This is a genomic window from Sorangium sp. So ce327 (assembly GCF_051530205.1).
Classification (GTDB): Bacteria; Myxococcota_A; Polyangia; order Polyangiales; family Polyangiaceae; genus Sorangium; species Sorangium cellulosum_B.
Window position 1 is genome coordinate 12,643,908 of record NZ_CP150330.1, and the last position, 17,407, is coordinate 12,661,314.

15 protein-coding genes are annotated in these 17,407 nt (G+C 70.1%); 4 read left to right on the plus strand and 11 right to left on the minus strand.

All coding sequences use genetic code 11. The annotated features are described in order from the left end of the window. The 10 genes from WME95_RS47350 to WME95_RS47395 form a co-directional block, all read right to left on the minus strand. Positions 1-1,959: a hypothetical protein gene (locus WME95_RS47350; protein WP_437905757.1), complete on the minus strand. Its 1,959-nt coding sequence runs from the start codon at positions 1,957-1,959 to the stop codon at positions 1-3. Positions 1,960-2,173: 214 nt separating this feature from the next. Continuing rightward, positions 2,174-3,469 carry a ketopantoate reductase family protein gene (locus WME95_RS47355; RefSeq protein ID WP_437905758.1) on the minus strand — a complete coding sequence of 432 codons (1,296 nt, stop codon included), beginning with the start codon at positions 3,467-3,469 and terminating at the stop codon, positions 2,174-2,176. A gap of 157 nt (positions 3,470-3,626) precedes the next feature. Next, positions 3,627-3,875 (minus strand): hypothetical protein, encoded by a 249-nt coding sequence (locus tag WME95_RS47360; RefSeq protein WP_437905759.1) that lies wholly within the window; start codon positions 3,873-3,875, stop codon positions 3,627-3,629. A 105-nt stretch (positions 3,876-3,980) separates the two neighbouring features. Next, the gene (locus WME95_RS47365; protein WP_437905760.1) at positions 3,981-5,162 is read right to left on the minus strand and encodes an AAA family ATPase; all 1,182 of its coding nucleotides are present in this window, start codon (positions 5,160-5,162) and stop codon (positions 3,981-3,983) included. Positions 5,163-5,239: 77 nt separating this feature from the next. Continuing rightward, entirely contained in the window at positions 5,240-6,190 is a 951-nt protein-coding gene (locus tag WME95_RS47370; RefSeq protein ID WP_437905761.1) for a diacylglycerol/lipid kinase family protein, read from the minus strand. 93 nt (positions 6,191-6,283) lie between these two features. Continuing rightward, a complete protein-coding gene (locus WME95_RS47375) occupies positions 6,284-6,622 on the minus strand; it encodes a hypothetical protein (protein ID WP_437905762.1) in 339 nt (112 codons plus the stop codon). Positions 6,623-6,686: 64 nt separating this feature from the next. Then, positions 6,687-7,700, minus strand: coding sequence for a YihY/virulence factor BrkB family protein (locus WME95_RS47380; protein WP_437905763.1), 1,014 nt, complete (start codon positions 7,698-7,700; stop codon positions 6,687-6,689). 359 nt (positions 7,701-8,059) lie between these two features. Beyond that, a complete protein-coding gene (locus tag WME95_RS47385; protein ID WP_437905764.1) occupies positions 8,060-8,779 on the minus strand; it encodes a MerR family transcriptional regulator in 720 nt (239 codons plus the stop codon). A 163-nt stretch (positions 8,780-8,942) separates the two neighbouring features. Then, entirely contained in the window at positions 8,943-11,204 is a 2,262-nt protein-coding gene (locus tag WME95_RS47390; protein WP_437905765.1) for a bifunctional salicylyl-CoA 5-hydroxylase/oxidoreductase, read from the minus strand. A gap of 172 nt (positions 11,205-11,376) precedes the next feature. Continuing rightward, positions 11,377-11,619, minus strand: coding sequence for a hypothetical protein (locus WME95_RS47395; RefSeq protein ID WP_437905766.1), 243 nt, complete (start codon positions 11,617-11,619; stop codon positions 11,377-11,379). A gap of 87 nt (positions 11,620-11,706) precedes the next feature. Here WME95_RS47395 and WME95_RS47400 point away from each other — a divergent pair, with 87 nt between their 5' ends. The 3 genes from WME95_RS47400 (at position 11,707) to WME95_RS47410 (ending at position 15,595) form a co-directional block, all read left to right on the plus strand. Beyond that, a complete protein-coding gene (locus WME95_RS47400) occupies positions 11,707-13,407 on the plus strand; it encodes a DUF1592 domain-containing protein (protein WP_437905767.1) in 1,701 nt (566 codons plus the stop codon). A 43-nt stretch (positions 13,408-13,450) separates the two neighbouring features. Then, positions 13,451-14,797, plus strand: coding sequence for a DUF1552 domain-containing protein (locus tag WME95_RS47405; RefSeq protein ID WP_437905768.1), 1,347 nt, complete (start codon positions 13,451-13,453; stop codon positions 14,795-14,797). A gap of 252 nt (positions 14,798-15,049) precedes the next feature. Then, complete coding sequence (locus WME95_RS47410) at positions 15,050-15,595, plus strand: HdeD family acid-resistance protein (RefSeq protein WP_437905769.1); 546 nt, start codon at positions 15,050-15,052, stop codon at positions 15,593-15,595. Between the two features lie 35 nt (positions 15,596-15,630). Here WME95_RS47410 and WME95_RS47415 read toward each other — a convergent pair whose 3' ends face one another. Continuing rightward, positions 15,631-16,401 carry a hypothetical protein gene (locus WME95_RS47415; RefSeq protein WP_437905770.1) on the minus strand — a complete coding sequence of 257 codons (771 nt, stop codon included), beginning with the start codon at positions 16,399-16,401 and terminating at the stop codon, positions 15,631-15,633. Between the two features lie 207 nt (positions 16,402-16,608). Here WME95_RS47415 and WME95_RS47420 point away from each other — a divergent pair, with 207 nt between their 5' ends. Beyond that, entirely contained in the window at positions 16,609-17,349 is a 741-nt protein-coding gene (locus tag WME95_RS47420; RefSeq protein WP_437905771.1) for an SDR family oxidoreductase, read from the plus strand. Positions 17,350-17,407: the final 58 nt, after the last annotated feature.

Below are 17,407 nucleotides of genomic sequence, written 5' to 3' on the forward strand. Positions count from 1 at the left end.
TCAGAGCTTCTCCACGTCGGCGGTGATCTCCACCGGATCGTCGCTCTCGGGCACGTAGAAGCGGACCTCGTAGACGGCGCCCTCGTCGTCCTGCATGTACAGCGTGGTCTCGCCCGGCGGCAGCCTGTATTTCTCGTGCGTCGTGTCGTCGACGCCGTCGAGCTCCTTGCTGGAGACCTTGCTCGCCTCGCTGAGGTCCGGGCTCGTGAAGAAGCCGGGACTTTCGTAGGTGTAGGCGCGGGGGGCCTCCGAGCTTTGATCCGAAGGCCGGAGGTCGTCCTCGGCGACGAAGAACAAGGTGGGCGCGCCGTCGGGCGCGCCGCGGCCGTAGAAGAAGTCGAGCCCGTCGTTGTTGACCCAGTAACGGCCCAGGATGATCTCGGCGATCTCGTTGGCCTGGCTCTGCAGGGTCGGGCGGAGGTCGGCCACGATCTCATCGGCGGTCAGGCCGATGCCGACGTTGTGGAGCGCGAAGACCGGCTGGGCGGCGCCTTCCTGGATCTCGGGGTTGCCGTCGCCGGTGGGGTCGTGGATGGCGGTCTGAGCCACATCGGCGAGCAGCTCCCAGAAGAATTGCGGACCTGGTACGTCGGGCGGAGGATCGGGCGGAAATGAGATGTTGCCGAGGAAGACAGACCACCCGCGAGGATTGCCTTCTTGGCCGATATTCACGCCGAGCGCGCACTTCCCGCCAGCCCGGAAGTAACATCCCGAGTAAGGTGCGCGGTCGCGGTACGTGAGGTAACCCGCCGTCCCGACGATCGACTCAAGCAGGTAGGGGGGAACGGACCAGATATAGTCGGTGCCGACGGGGGCATCCGGGGAGTTGGTCTTGCAGTCCGGGTTTTGGTCGCCGTCGCAAGGCGGCACTGCGGACGGGAGTTCGCGCAGCGAGATCCTCACGTCCACGATCGGCGCAGGTGCGATGCCGCTGATCTGGAGCTTGTCGGGATCGTTGAAGTCGAACTGCAGCGGCGCGTCGCCGTCGCGCAAGAACATGTCGCCGCCCCCCTTCGAGAGGTCGACCCCGGCGACCCTGCGCAGGCCCGACTCGGCGACGACGCGCATCTGGAAATCCGGCAGCAGGACGTCGCTCTTGGTGGTGAATGCCTCGTCATCGGGGACGAGCACGCCGGGATGGTCTCCGGATGGGCCGAGCTTCTGGGAGAGCGGCTGAAGATCGAACAGCGCTTCGTAGAGCGTGACAGGCATCCTCACGCCGTCCGCCGCGGGGATGGCCGGGTGCGTGCCGAGTAGCTGCTGCTGGAGAGCGCTGATGAGCTTGTCCATCGGCACGAGCGGCGCCGTCCGGTTGCCGCGCACGGCCTCCGGAGCCGGCTCGACGCTCAGATCGACATTGACGGCGTCGGCGAGGACATCGGCGAAGTCGAACGCGAAGGTGCCAGGGTTATCCTCGAAGAATTTGTTCAAATCCTCGAGCGACGTCCCCGTCACATCGGCGTTGGCGGGCGTCATGCTGAGCAGCCGGACGAGCGCGAACTCCGGGGAGGTTCGCCACTCTGCCCCGAAGCTCCGGCCGAGTTCGGTGAGCGAGCAGTCGTGGCCGGGGTTCGCGCGGTCATTCCGCCACGATTGCCCACACGCGTCCTGGATCTGCTCCAGCGCGTTCCGGAGCAGTTCCGTCGTGTCCACTTCGAGGATCGTGATCTGCTTGGCCCCGTCCTCGCCGAAGACCTGGAGCGCCTTCTGCTTGTCGAGCTCCAGCACCACCGACGGGACCTCGGCGTCGTCGATGCGCAGGCGGAACCGGTTCGGCTCCGCGATGACCACGCCGCCGCCAGCGCCGCCCTCGCCGCCGCTCCCCCCGCCACCCGCGGCCCCGCTGCCGCCGCCGCCTCCGTCGTCGCCGCACGCGGCGAGCGCGGCCAGCAGCACGAGGGAGACGCCGCGAAGCGCGGCGCCGCGCCGGGAGGAGAGGGCGAGGGAGAAGTGCGTCATGCGAGGGTTCCTCGTCGAGGGATCTCTCGAGATCCGCAGGAAGAGACGCCCGATGCTACCGAACTTCGACGCCACGGCGCGACAAAGAGTTCGTGGCGCGACGGCGCGGTGAGCTCGATCCGCGACGACGCCAGGCGCGCCAGGACACGTGTCGGTGTCCTTCGGCTGCTCGTCCGCTTGTCGGTCTTCTGTCGCCGAGCTGCTCGGCGCTTGCTTACGCGTCCCTGAGATCGCTCTGGACGTTCGTTGCTGGCATGGACGGCTCACCCGACGCGTCCGCCTGTGCGTTCGTCGCGGTCGCTGGCGGCTCGTACGGCGGAGCCGCGGGCGGCTCGTACGGCGGGGCCGCGGGCGGTTCGGCCGGCGGCGGTGGCGGCGGTGGCCGCATGGACGACGGCGCTCCCACGAGCTCGCGCGTCCGGTCGAAGAACGCGCGCAGCTGCGTGAGGCTCGGCTTGCGCTTGCCCGCCGCGATCGCGAGCACCTCCTCGCGGATCGCGGCGTTGATCGGCGTCGCGATGCCGAGCGCCGCGCCGCGCTCGACGACCTCGCCGTTCAGGAAGTCGACGGCCGGCGGGCGGCCTCGCTCGATGGCGGCGAGCATCGAGGAGCGCATGCGGCGGAAGCGAGCGCCCACCGCGAGGAGCAGCGCGTGCTTCGCGAAGAGCCCCGGCGAGCCCACGGCGGTGCGCTCGGCGTCCGTGAGCGCGATCCAGTCGAGGTCGAGCGTCCCTGCGACCTTCTCGAGGCGCACGCCGATCGTGCGCGAGACCTGCACGGTCTCGGTCATGATCTCCAGCGCGAGGCGGCGGACGAAGCGGTGCCTGAGCAGCACGCCGAGGCGATCGCCGCCGACGGTGCCGAGCGACGAGATGGCGCAGTTGATGGCGAGCTTCGACCAGCGCGCCCCGGCGAGGTTGTCCGTCACGGTCGTCGGTCCGATCGCCTCGAGGATGCGCGCGAGCTCGTCGAGGCGCGGGTCGCTCGCCCCGTCGAGCCGGCCGAGGACGAAGCCGCCGCTCGAGGTGCGGTCGTACACGCCGGGCTCCACCATCGAGGCGCCCCACGCGACGATCCCCCCGAAGGTGCGCTCCGGGCCGGCGATGCGCGCGATGCGCTCCTCGCAGAGGCCGTTCTGGAGGCAGATCATCGCGCCCGTCGGGGCGAGGTGCGCGACCGCGTTCCGCGCGGCCTCCTCGACCTGCGGCGGCTGCGTCGCCAGGAGGATGTAGTCGAAGGGTCGGGTGTCCGGGCCGAGCTCCCGCACCGCGCGGCCCCCGACCGTGCCGGGGCTCGCATCGCCGCGCACCCGGAAACCGACGGCGTTGATGGCGTCCGCGATGAGCGGGTTCGTCGTGAAGGCGGTGACGTCGTGGCCCTGCTCGAACAGGTACGCGGCGACGATGCCGCCGATCCCGCCGCAGCCGACGACGAGCAGCCGGGGGGCGGAGGACGCGGGGGCCACGGAGGCACCCGGGGCAAGCTCGGCAGGTGAATCGATGAAGCTCATGAAAGATCCATTACCACCGCTGCGGCGCCGGCTCGACGGGCTCGAGGGGAGCGGCACAAGGGGGCAGGGGTGTCGGAAGCCACGGCGGCTTCCGCAGCGCGTCATGGGGGAGGCGCGGGTGATGCGGCGGTGGCTCGAGGGGCGGCCCGCATGGGCGTTACGGCCCCACGTCCCCAGCTGCCTCGAAGGCCGAGAGCAGTCGCCGGAAGCTCTGGATGTGTCCCGTGCGCGCGCAACGCGCCCGCAGCGCCTCGAAGTACGACGGCTCGATCACCACGCCTGGGCGCTGCTTCGTGTAGCGATGGCTGCGCTCGATGAGCATGGCCTTGAGATACGCCAGGTGGAAGCTGGCGCGGGTGACGTAGCCCGGATAGGTCCCCATCCGCTCGGGATCGTCCGTGCTCACGTCGTAGAAGGTTGGGCACGCGACGCAGCGCGGGGAGCCGGTGTCGGAGCCATGCCTCGTAGACCCTCGGCTCGGTCTCGGCACCCTCCACGAGGAGGACGAGGTTCATCCCTGGACCCCGTGCTCGTACTCCGGCAGGTTGATGAGGCGCGTGAAGCGGTCGAGGTGCGAACGCTCCTCTGCCATCGCCGGGATTTTCTCGGCGTCCAGGACCCGCACGCGACTGCCCTTCCGGGTGACGATCTTCCAGTGGCTCGGCGGGATTTGCTCGATGATGTAGGGGTGGTGGCTTGTCAGGACGAGCTGGAGGTACGGCGCGCGGCTCAGCAGGAAGCGCGTCACTGCGGGCAGGCAGTTGACGCCAAGGCTCGACTCCAGCTCGTCGATGAGCACCACCGTACCAGGCGGAGCGAACGAGAGGTGGATAAGGAAGGAGAGGTAACGCTGCATGCCAGAGGACATGTCGTAAAAGAAGATCCAGCTATCGACGCCCGACTCGGCTGCCGTGAGCGCGAGGTTGTAGCTGCCCCCTAACTCCTTGCTCGCCTCGGAGCCCAAAGGGTAGTAGCGCTGGACCTTGAGCTTCTCGACAGTGGGAAACGCTTCGCTGAACGCCTCCTCTATCTCGGCGAACGCCTCTGGAAACACCTCTTGGAGAAGCTCGGCCTTGTGGTGCAGCGGCAGCGTGAAGTCCGCGCCAAGATCTGCCGCGGATTGGTAGTTGCCCCGCCGCTTCTCGAAGTGAGTCTCCGTCGTAAAACCATGGCTCGGCAACGTTTCGAGCGCTGATCGAGGAATACAGCGCGAGAAAGCCTTGTAAAGCGGAGCCATCTGCGGGTCTTCCTTGAGGACGGCAATTGCGCTCTGCGCTCGGTCCAGCTTGGGGAGTGCATGGCCATTCAGAAGGAAGCGCTCAGGCGAGCGCTCCACGATGGCCCGGTCTCCCTGGAAGATGCGCTCGGCTCGGATGAGGGGCGGCTCCTCGGCGTGCAGCGCGCCGTGCTCTTCTGCCCCTCGCCCGACGCGCGGCTCCAGATCGGCTTCCCAGCGGTACGTGAGCCCTTCGTGCTCGAAGCCGATCGCGAAGCTGGCCCCGCGGACTGCATCGATCAGCTCATCCTCTTCCTTCTCTCCGAGCGCCACGGCGCGGACCTGCTCGATCGCCCGTACGATCCGCGTCTTGCCCGCCCCGGACACGCCGACCAGCAGGTTGAACGCATCGAGCACCATCGGCTCGAGCGTCCAGCCACGCCCAGCGCTCTGAAACTCGAAGGTCAGGATCCTCATACGGCGGCCAGTCTACGCGCCTGCCCCATTCCGGCTAGCCCTGCCGGCTCGACTGCGGCGCCCCCTCGCGGTCCCCCTCAATCGCCCGGCGCCAGCACCTCGATCGCCTTCGGCTCCAGCGTGACCGTGATCGGCAGCTTCCCGAGCGGCTCGCCGTCCACGTCGAGGAAGAACGACTGCTCGACGTCGCGGTTCAGGAGCGTGAGCTCGATGCTATCGCACTGGAAGTGGCGCACGTCCGGGTGGCGGATGTGCGAGCCCGTGTACATGCCGGTCGACACGGCCGCGAAGCGGAGGTGGGGCGCGGCGCCCAGGTCGATGACGTCGAACACGCCGTCGTCGAGCTTCGCCATCGGCGCGAGCTGCATGCCCGCGCCGAAGAAGCGGCCGTTGCAGATGCCCAGCATGCGCGTCGAGATCTCCTCTTCCCGCCGCTCCCCGCGCAGCGTCGTCACGCAGCGCACCCGGCCGACGCGGCTGCGGACGAGGCCCTTGAGCGAGGCGATCGAGTAGGCGAGCGTGTTGCCGAGCACCCGCGACGACTGGTTGACGAGCGAGACCACGATGCCGCTCATCCCGGTGGAGAGGACATTGACGAAGAACGCGTCGGCCCGCTGGCCGTCGTGCGTCTCGTACGAGAGGCGGCCCACGTCGAGCCGGCGACTGTGGCCGCTCGCGATCGCGGTGCAAAAGCTGTCGAGCCGGCGGGTCAGCTTCAGCGTCTTGCAGAGATCGCTGCCGGTGCCCGCGCCGATGATCCCGAGCCGCGTGCCGGTGGCGCCCCGGTCCTTCGCCTGCATAAGGCCGTTCACCACCTCGCTGATGCTGCCGTCCCCGCCGACCGCCACGACGGTCTCCCGCCCGCCGAGCGCGGCTTCGCGCGCGAGATCGACGGCGTGGCGCGGGCGATCCGTGCGCACGATGTCGACGTCGCCGAGGATGCGGCGGATGGGCGTCAGCATCTCGTCGAAGAGCCTGCCCGTCTTTCCGCCGCTGGACCGGGGGTTCACGATGAGGAGGGGGCGCATGCGGGCACCGATGCTAGATGCCGCAGGCCGCCCAGGGCGAGGTGTTTTTGTCGAGAGCCCTGCGGGCCGACGCCCCGGCGCGCTCGGCGGCGGTCACTGCTTCGTGCAGCCGCAGCCGCAGTCGTCGCTGAAGTAGCTCCAGCCGGGCTCGCACACGAAGCGGATCCGGGCGCACTCGTCATGGCTCTGCCCGACGTACTTGAGCATCGGGCTGTCGGTCCCGCAGCCTGGCGGGCTGCTCGCGCCCGGCGCGCCGTCGGCGCCGGTCGGCTCGCCCTCCGGGCCCCGCACGCTCCCCGTCTCCGCGCCCTTCGCGCTGTCGGCCGGCGGAGCTGCCACGGGCGCGCCGCTCGGGGCGCCGCGGCAACCCATGGCGAGCGAGCCGAGCAGCACGAGCAGCGATGGCGAGGAGAGGAGGTGTCGAGTTGGCATGAAGGGTGGCTCCGTTGGCAGAGACAGCCCCGCTCCGCGGGGCTCGGCGGTGAAGGCGCGTCGCTTACGCCCTCCCTCGGTGGAGCTCCGACCGGCGCGAGCCGACGGGGTGGGGGAGCGCGGCGTCATTGCCCGCGCTCTCGTCGCGCGGAGCGCGCGCGGCGCCGGCCGGGAGCGCGGCGCCCTGGGCCTCCTCCTTTGCAGTCTTGGGCAGATCGGCCCCCGTATCGCTGGCGTCCTTGGCGCCCGCGCGCTTCCCCTCGGGCGAGCGGTGCTCGATGACGGCGTTGATCTCGGCCCCGAGGAGCACCGCCAGCGAGGAGATCCACATCCAGAGGAGGAGGATGATCACGCCGCCCAGCGCGCCGTAGCTCACCTCGTAGCTGCCGAAGCGGCTGACGTAAAAGGAGAAGCCGAGCGACGCGATGACCCAGATCACGACCGCCACGACCGATCCCGGGGTGATGAACTTGAACTTCTGCTCTACGTCGGGGAGCAAGTAATAGAGGGTTGCCAGGACCGCCATCACGATGAGCGCCGACACCGGCATGCGCAGCCAGAGGACAAGCGTCGCGAAGGGGCCGAGGTGCGCGGCGAGCGCCGGCGTGGCGACCGCGATCGCCGAGGCGACCGTCAGCAGGACGGCGCCGCCGATCGTGACCAGCAGGGCGATGCCGCGGCGCTTGAGGTACGACCGGCTGTCCTCGACGCCGTAGGCGGAGTTGAGCGAGTCCATCAGCGCGGTGACGCCTCCCGAGGCGGCCCAGACCGCGCCGAGGGCGCCGACGGTCAGGAGCGCCGGGCTCTGGCCTCCAGTGAGCGCCTGAAGGCGCTCGCCCAGGATGGTGGCCACGGCGGGCGGGGCCACCCGGTACAATTCGCCCATCAGCTGCGCGGACTCGGCAGGATCGATGACCAGGCCGGCGAGGGCGACCGCGAAGAGCAGGAACGGGAAGATCGCGAGGACACCGAAGAACGCGAGCGAAGCAGCGACGGTGTCGATCTTGTCCTTGATACATTCCTGCTTGATGTCGTTCAGGAAATCCTTCCAGGGGATCTCTCTTCCGGGCAGGTGCATGATGGACCTTCCGTGGGGCGCATGGAGCGCTGCTGGGTTCTTCCTGGGGCGGCTCGCGCCGGAGGCGCTGTACGCTGTCATGAAAAGCAACGCGGGTGCCAGGCCCGCGGCTGCAGCTCCCCGGACAGGTCGGCGATTTTCGCGCGCTGGGCCCCGGCCGAGCGCAGAGGCGGCTCGATCCTCGCGCGTGGCGCGAATTGCCCCACACGGCAGAACGGCCACGGCGCGAGCGCCCGAGGCCACCTGGCCGGGCGCTCGCGCCGTGGCCTCCGGCCGCCAGCGCGGGCGCCCCGCCGCCAGCGCGGGCGCTCCGCCCCGCGCGGCCGGGCGCTCCGCCGGCGGCCTGCCTGCGCCGCGAGCTAGCTCATCGCCTTGCCGATGAACTCGTGCAGCTCCGGATCATTCCCGTGTTGCGTTCTCACCGAGGGCTCCTCCCGGTACATCGTGTTGAGCGCCCTCTCGATGCCGGGGTTCTTCCCCGTGAACGCGTCGATGAGCTCCCGCATGCGCTTCACGATCTGCTGCACCGGCTCGCTCTTCGGGTCGGAGCCCTTCTGCATCTGCGCCCGCATGTCGTCGTAGATCTGCTTCCACGCCGACTCGGCCTCACGCATCTTCTCGGGGCCCATCGCCTCTGCGCGCTGCTTGAGCTCCTCGAGCTGCTCTGGGGTGTAATATTTCTCGCTCATGGTCATCACCTCGATGGTTTGAAGGAGCTGCTCCACAGAGACGTCCTCTCCCGACCGCAGGACGTGGGCCAGGCCCTCGAGCCGCGCGCAGAGCCGCTGCTCCAGCGCGATCTGCTCGCGCAGCCGCGACAGGTGGAGCTCGATGGTCTGGAGCGGAGAGAACCCCGGCTGGTCCAGGCACGCGGCGATCTGCTCCAGGCTGAAGCCGAGCTCGCGCAACGACTTGATCTGCTGGAGCCGGGCGACGTCGCCCGCCGAGTACATCCGGTGCCCCGACGCGGTGCGATGCGACGGGACGAGCAGGCCGATCTCCTCGTAATAGTGGAGCGTGCGGACGGAGAGGCCGGTCTGCCGGGCGAGATCGCCGACTTTCAACGGTGCTGAACGCATGGCGTTACCCCTGTTTCCAGGGCGGGTGAGCACGTCCATGCCCCGGAGGCTAGGTCCTCACGTAGCGTGAGGATCAAGGGCCCGCCTTCACTTTTTTCGCTCGACCGGGGCGCTGCGCGGAGCGGCCCGGGCGGGACAGGCCTCTCCCTCGCCCCGCGCAGGGTCACCGCATGCGGAGCGTGTATCTCTCGACCGACCTGTACTGAGGTGGCCAGTCGATGTCGAAGCCCTGCTCCGCGGCGGCGTGCCGGGTCCAGTACGGGTCGTAGAGGTGCGCCCGCGCGAGCGCGCACAGGTCGGCTCTCCCGGCCGCGACGATGCTGTTCACGTCCGCGTAGCTCTGGATGTTGCCCACCGTGATCGTCGGCACGCTGGCTTCCAGCCGCACGAGCTCCGAGAGCGGCGTCTGGAACAGCCTGCCGTGCTCCGGTTTGCTGGACGGGTCCGTCTGTCCTGCCGAGACGTGGATGATGTCGGCGCCGTGCTCTCGCAGCATCGTCGAGAGCGCGATCAGATCGTCCGTCGTGAGCCCGGAAGGCGCCCAGTCGGTGGCGGAGATGCGCACGCTCATGGGCTTCTCCGCCGGCCACACGGCCCGCACCGCGTCGAACACCTCCAGCGGGTAGCGCATCCGGTTCTCGATCGGACCGCCGTACGCGTCGTCGCGCCTGTTCGTGAGCGGCGAGATGAAGCTCGCGAGCAGGTAGCCGTGCGCGCAGTGCAGCTCGATCAGGTCGAAACCGGCCTCGTCCGCCCGCCTCGCGGCCTGCACGAAGTCCGAGGTCACCTGGTCCATGTCCCCGCGGTCCATCGCCTTCGGGACCTGGCTCTCCGCCAGGTACGGGATGGCGGAGGCGCTGAGCAGCGGCCAGGCGCCGCGCTCGAGCGGCACATCCATGCCCTCCCAGAGCAGCTTCGTCGCGCCCTTGCGCCCGGCGTGGGCCAGCTGGACGCCGATCTTGGCCCGGGAGCGCGCGTGGACGAAATCGACGACGCGGCGCCACCCCTCGACGTGGCCGGGGCGATAGAGCCCCGCGCAGCCCGGCGTGATGCGCGCTTCCGGGCTGACGTCGGTCATCTCCGTGATGACGAGCCCTGCGCCTCCGAGCGCCCGGCTGCCGAGGTGGACGAGGTGCCAGTCGTCGATCTGCCCGTCCTCGGCCGAGTACTGGCACATGGGCGACACGACGACCCGGTTCTCCAGCACGAGCGATCGGAGCCGGAACGGCGTGAACATCGGCGGCGGCGGCGTCGCATCCCCGGCGAGGAGGCGCGCCCCCGCCTGCGCCTCCGCCTTGCGCGCCACGTGCGCGTCGATCTCGCGCACGAACGCCGGGTCGCGCGCCTTCAGGCCCTCGTGCGTCACCCGCAGGCTCCGCGTCAGCAGGCTGAACATGAACTCCACCGGGTCGAGCGCCATGTAGCGCTCGGTGTTCTCGAACCACAGCAGGCTCACCTGCGCGGCCCGCTGGAGCGCGAGCACCTTGGGCTTGCGCTCCGCCTCGTAGGCGGCGAGCGCCTCGGGCACGCCCCGGTGCCGCTGGAGGCTGTCGACGAGCGCGATGGCGTCCTCGAGCGCGAGCTTCGTCCCCGAGCCGATCGAGAAGTGCGCCGTGTGCGCGGCGTCGCCGAGCAGCACCACGTTGCCCGCGCTCCAGCGCTCGTTGTGCACCGTGGGGAAGCTCCGCCAGACGCTCCGGTTCTTCAGCAGCCGGTGTCCCTGGAGCTTTTCGGCGAAGAGCTCCTCGAAGTACGCGATCGTCTCGTCCTCTGTGGCGCGATCGAGGCCCGCGCGCCGGAAGGTCTCCTCCCGGCACTCGACGATGAAGGTCGAGCGCTCCGGCTCGTAGCGGTACGCGTGGACCCGGAAGAGGCCGTGGCGGTTCTCCTCGAAGTAGAAGGTGAAGGCGTCGAACGGGAACGTCGTGCCGAGCCACACGAACCGGTTCGGGCGGACGTCGATGCGCGGCCCGAACCGGTCGGCGAATCGCTCGCGGATCTGGCTGTTCACCCCGTCGGCCGCGACGACCAGATCGCTCTCGGCGGCGGCCTCCGCCGGGTCCGTCACCTCCTCCTCGAAGCGCAGGACGACGCCGAGCTCCCGCGCCCGGTCCCCCAGGATCGCGAGCAGCTTCCGGCGCGAGAGGCCGCTGAAGCCGTGCCCCCTCGACACGAGGACGCGCCCGCCGAAGTGCGCGTGGAGCTCGTCCCAGTGGGCGAGGCTGCTCCGGATCGCGTCGTAGCTCGGGCGATCCGCGTCGGCGAGGCCGTCGAGCGTCGCGTCCGAGAACACGACCCCGAAGCCGAAGGTGTCATCGGGCCGATTCCGCTCCACCACGACGACCTCGCGCCGGGGGTCTGCCTGCTTCGCCAGGAGGGCGAAATAGAGGCCTGCCGGCCCGCCGCCCACGCATGTGATCCTCAACGCCCTGCTCCTCTGCTCCCGCGTCTGCCCGCGCCGGAGCCTACACGAGAACGCCGAGGTACAGCGCCGCTCCGGTGGAGATCAAGGGTGGACAGGATCGAAGAACGGGATTTCCAGGACGCGCAAGAGCTGGTTCGCATCATCGCCCGATCGAGCGCGGCAGTCCGCATCGTCACTCCGGTTCGCGCAGGCAGCCGGCGATGCGGTCGTCAAAGACGATCACCACACCCGATTTGGAAAATTCGAGGGGATGCTTCTGCCGTCCTGAATCCCTCCGCAGGAGCGCCTCCCGGCGATCGACGAAGGGGTTGGTCGGCGGGAGGAAGTAGGGTAAGCGTTGATCAGAAGAGCGATCGCCGGGAATATAGACCGAGCCCCGAGGTGACGCCGGGGCGCACGTACCGCTCTGCTTCAAATATTCTCCTTAGCCACGATGCGGCTTATCGCCGGGGCACGCCTCGGCATGGGCCAGGTGAATTCCACCCGAACGGCTGGTCACTCCATGATCAAGACAGCGCCGCCCGACACCGAGCGATCGGTACCGTTCCTCCGCCGTTCCATCGCGGCGGGCATGTTCGCGATGGGGCTCGCCGGCCTGACGGCGGCTGCCTGCACCGGGCAGCTCGGCGATGGGAGCCCGGGCAGCTCGGGCAGCTCCAACGACGACAGGCCCATCGATCCGACCACCGGGAAGCCGGCCGCGTACGACTGCAGAGAGGCCCGAACGAGCCCCGGCGTGCTGCGCCGTCTGTCCAGGGTCGAGGTCCAGCTGACGCTTCAGGACCTGTTCCAGCTCGACGAGCCGCCCGCCGTGGACAGCATCCCGGAGGACACCGGCCAGGGCGGCTTCCGGACGATCGCCGCCCTCCAGAACGTGTCGGATCAGCACCTGCGCGCCTACCTGGCGATCGCGGAGACGCTCGGGCAGGAGCTCATGGCGGACGCCGCGCGCCGGACAGCGGTGCTCGGCTGCGAGCCGGAGGCCGACGATTGCCTCGATCGCTTCGTGCAGCGCTTCGGCAAGCTGGCGTATCGAAGGCCGCTCTCGGCCGAGGAGGCGAGCGATCTGGTCGCGCGGGCGAGCGAGGTCGCGCGGGACAGGGAGGACGCGTTCCGCTTCGTCATCGAGGCGCTGCTGACCTCGCCCAGCTTCCTGTTCAGAATCGAGGTCGGCTCGGCCGGCTCGGAGACGTCGACCTTGACGCCGCTGGAGCTCGCGTCGCGGCTGTCGTTCACGCTGTGGGGCCGGTCCCCGAGCGCAGCGCTGCTCGAGCGGGCGGAGTCCGGCGAGCTCGACAGCGACGAGGGCCTCCGCGCGGTCGCGGAGGAGATGGTCGAAGACGAGCGGACGCAGGTCTTCTTCAACGCCTTCTTCAAGCAGTGGCTGACCTTCGAGCAGCTCCGCGCGCCGGTCAACCCGGACGCCTCGTTCACGCCCGCCCTGCTCGAGGACATGATCGCCGAGAGCGAGCTCGTCCTCGGCGAGCACGCGTTCACTCCAGACATCGACTTCTTCGACGCGCTCACGGCGAACCACACGTATGTCACCCCGGCGCTCGGCAAGTTCTACGGCCTCGAGGTGCCGGGGGACGGCGTGAGCCGCGTGGAGTTCCCGGCCGGCCACCACCGGGCGAACACCGGGCTGCTCACGCACGCGAGCCTCATCAGCGCCAAGAACGACGGCGATCTCATCGCCGTGCGCGGCCAGTGGCTCCGGGCGGCCTTCCTCTGCGAGAAGATCTCGATCCCCGCGGGGCTCCTCGAGCAGCTGGAGAGCGAGCTCTCGGGCCTGACCTATCTCGAGGTCCTCGAGAAGCGCAACACCCAGGAAGGGTGCGCTGGCTGCCATGCGCTCATCGATCCCATCGGCGTCGGCTTCGCCCAGTACGACAAGCTGGGGAAGTACGATGGGAGCATCGGTATCGACGAGTTCGGGCTGGAGCCGCGCCTGGAGGGCGCGGCCAACGAGTCGTTCGACTCGCTCGCTGCCCTGGCGGCGGAGCTGCGGCGGAGCCCCGATCTGGCCGCCTGCGTCGCGGAGAAGCTGTTCATCTACACCCAGGGGCGCGAGCCGGCGGCCGAGGACCGCTGCGCGATCGACGCCTCCGCCGGGAGCTTCACGCAGGACGGCAACCGGTTCCGCTCCTTCCTGACCGCCATCGTGCGCTCGCCGGAGTTCCGGCTGAGGAGGGCGCCAGAGTGACGTGCTCGCAGACGGTTCGACCGACGGAAGAGGAGTGTCGCCAGTGAAGATCTCGAGAAGAGCTCTGCTCCGCGGGGCGGGTGTCGCGGTCGCCCTGCCGTTCCTCGACGTGATGCGGCCCCAGCGCGCCAGCGCTGCTCCGGCGGATCCGAAGCGCTTCGTGGCGTTCTTCGTCCCGAACGGCACGGATCCCGGGGCGTGGCACCCGAAGACGGAGGGGCCGCTCTCGGCGGAGGGGCTGCCGCCGTGCCTCGTGGACATGAACGGCTTCGACGCCGAGCGCGAGTGGCCGGCGGGGGACGCGATCTGGCGCGACGTCACCCTGGTGTCCGGCGTCGACCACCAGGCGATCTGCTCCGACATCCACAGCCCGGCCATGGCGCTGTGCGCCCACACCGACGGCGGCGGGACGGCCGTCCCGCGCAAGGCCACGCTCGACCAGTACCTCGCCAACCACATCGCGGCCGAGACCCCGTTCCGCAGCCTCAACCTGTCCCCCACGGGCGACACGGCGGTCACGCAGGGCTTCATCTCGTTCAGGGACGGCGGTCAGGTCGAGGATGCCTTCCGCGATCCGGCGAAGGTGTTCGACACGCTCTTCAGCAACCTGGGCAACCCCAGCGAGGAGATGGACGACATCCGGCGGCGCCGCGCCAGCGTCCTCGACTGGGTGCGAGAGGACGCGAGGCGCCTGAACCTGCGCCTCGGCGCGGCGGATCGGGCGCGCGTGGAGCAGCACCTCGAGTCGGTGTTCGAGCTGGAGAAGCAGATCCAGTCGACGACGCCGTCGGGCTGCACCGTCCCCGGCGCGCCCACGAAGGGGCAGAACCTGCACGGCAAGTTCAAGCAGATGATCGATCTCGGGCTCCTCGCCCTCACCTGCGACCTGACGCGGGTGCTCGTCCTGCAGTACTCGAACAGCTGGGGCCTCGACTTCGCCGGGTACGATCTGCCCGACGGCGTGGGGGACTGGAGCGACCACTTCATCTCGCACAAGCTCGGCGATCGGGACCGCGCGACCGATCTCGACGGGCTGCCGCAGGCGGAGGCGATGCGCATCGCGAACGCCCGCGTCGTCCAGACCTCGCGGTTCAAGGTGCGCCGCTTCGCCTACCTGCTCAACGCGATGAAGGCCGCCCAGACGGCGACAGGCAACCTGCTCGACGAGTCGCTCGTGCTCTACACATCAGAGAACGGCGACGGGGACTCCCACGGTCGGACCAACATGCCCATCATGCTCGCCGGCCACGTCGGGGGGTTCCAGACAGGCCGCGCCATCAAGGCCAGCAAGCCCCCGACCGGCGCGCTCCATTGCTCCATCATCAACTACTTCGGCGTCGAGCTGTCGGAGTACGGCGACCCGGCGAGCGGGCCGATCGCCGGCCTGTGAGCCTCGCGCGCCGCGCGGCCTGCGCGTGACACCTACCAGCGCTCGACCTTCGATGGGCCCGCCTGCTCGCGGCTGCTGAGCAGCTCGCTCGCCGCGGTCGGGCAGGGGACGTGCATCCAGCCCGGGCAGTGTGACGCCGTGCGGGCATGAGCGGCACAGCTCTCCGCGCGCGAGCGGCGGACGCGCCGTGCGTTCAGGCCGCGCGCGTCCGCCGGATGTGAGCGACGTGGATGCCAGAGAAGGGGGTGAGGCATGGAATCGCTGGGACGGTATTGGTGGCTGCTGGCCCTGAGGGGCGTGGTCGGGATCCTGTTCGGGATCTTGTTCTTCGTGTGGCCGATCCCATCGCTCGCCACGCTCGTGCTGCTGTTCGGCGTGTGGGCGTTGTTCGACGGCTGCGCCGCGTTCGCGTCCGCGATCAGCGGCCGCGGCGGCGTGTATTCCGTGGTCGAGGGCATCTTCGGCGTCGGGATCGCGGTGCTGACGTTCTGGCGGCCCATGATCACCGCGCTCACGCTCTACGGCGTGGTCGCCGCGTGGGCCGTCGTGATCGGCATCTTCAAGATCGTCAGCGCGGTGAAGCTCCGGCACGTGATCGCCGACGAGATCTGGCTCGGGCTGAGCGGCGCCGCCTTCTTGATCTTCGGCGTCCTCATGGTGGCGCTCCCGGCGGCCGGCGTGCTGGCGCTCGTCTGGTTCATCGGAGCGTTCGCGATCGCCGAGGGGGCGATGCTCATCGGGCTCTCGATGCGCCTGCGCCGCGTGCCGAGCCTGGTCGCGCCGCTGCGCATGCCCTGACGCCCGGCGGGGCGCCATGGAGCGGAGCGCGCCCGTCAATCGATCTGCAGGTGGTAGTGCGCGGGCGTCGTCTCCTCGAGCACCAGGACGCCCCCGACCTCCGCGGTGCTCTCGAGGAACGCGCGCTTTTCCTTGGGCGACATGGTCCTGTTGCGCACGTCGACGGCGCCTTTGCGCAGGTGCGCGGAGACGTAGATCCCCCGGTCGATCTGGTCCTGGATCACGGCTTCCATGGCGGCGACCACCTGCTCCGGCGGCTTGCGGGAGTTCGCCTGATAAGCCTTCTTGATCTCCTGGACGGCCGCCTTGTTGCGGTAGAGCTGGAGCAGGTCCTCGCCGAGCCTGAGCTTCGTGAACATCGCCCTGGCCTGGCGGTTCGCGTCGCGTGTCCCGCTCGTGATCACGAGGTGCTCGCGCGTGCGTCGCGCGTAGCCCTGGTCAATCTGCTCGACCTTCGCGGCGATCTTCGCCGGGAGCGTCACGCCCGGGAGCACCTCGTACGGCGGCGGGGCCCACGGCTCCGTGGGCACGGCCTTCCCGAGCGCCGTCAGGGGCGGCAGCTGCGCGCGCCGCTCCTCTTCCTCCGACGGCAGCTCGTCGCACTCGGGTCGGGTCGCCGGCGCGGCGGCGCGCGGCGCGGCGCTCGCTGTCCCTGCGGCGCGCGGCGCGCTCGGGGCCCGCGGCGCGGCGGTCGCCGGCGCCGCGGGGGCGCTCGTGCCGGGCGGATCGAGGCCAGGCAGGCCGATGCTGGGCAGATCGATCGACTCGATCCGCTCCCTGCATCCAGCCGCGCAAAGCAGCGCCACGGCGAGGGCGCGCAGGCGGCGCGGCGGCTCCAGGGAGCGTTCCTGTGCGGCTGCTCGGCGTGTCGGAGGCGTCGGCAAAGCCGGTCCAGCGTGCCATGGCGCGCGGCGCGGGCGAAAAAAACGGCGGCGCGCGACGTCGCGACGTCGCGACGTCGCGATGTCCACCAACTCGACGCGCGGGGCGCCGCATCGACTACACAGCTCCCCATGCCCCATGCTCCCCTGACCGGCCGTATCGCCCTCGTGACCGGCGCCGGTACCCGCCTCGGCGCCGCGACGGCCCGCGCGCTCGTGGCCGCAGGCGCCGACTTGGCCGTCCACTACGCCACGAGCGCCGCCGGCGCGGAGGTCGTCGTCGACGAGGCGCGCTCCCTCGGCCGCCGCGCCGCCGCGTTCCAGGCGGACCTCCACGACCGGGGGGCGCTCGCCGCGCTCGCCCGCGCGGTGCTCGACTGGTCGTCTGGCCGGCTCGACCTCCTGGTCCACAACGCGGCGAACTTCGATCGGGTCCCGCCGGCCGAGCTCTCCGCCGACGCGTGGGATCACGCCATGGCGCTCAACGCGACCGCGCCGTACCTGCTCACGCTCGAGCTCGCCCCAGCGCTCCGCGCCTGCCGCGGCAGCGTCGTCGCGATGGTGTGCGTGAGCGCCGAGCGCCCCTGGAAAAATTACATCCCGTATTCCGTGTCGAAGGCCGCGCTCGCGCACCTGGTCCGCGGCCTCGCCGTGGGGCTGGCGCCGGAGGTGCGCGTGAACGGCGTCTCACCCGGGACGGTGCTGCCGCCGTCCTCCTACGACGAGGCCACGCTCGCTCGCCTCCGCGAGCGCATCCCGCTCCAGCGCATCGGGGAGGCGGAAGACGTCGCCCGCGCCGTGGTGTTCCTTGCTGAAAACGACTTCATCACCGGCCAGATCCTCGCGGTCGACGGCGGCGTCTCGGTCGCGTGACGCGCCGCCTTCTCGCTCGGGTCGATCCGCCCCAGCGTGAACGGGCGCGCGCTTTGGC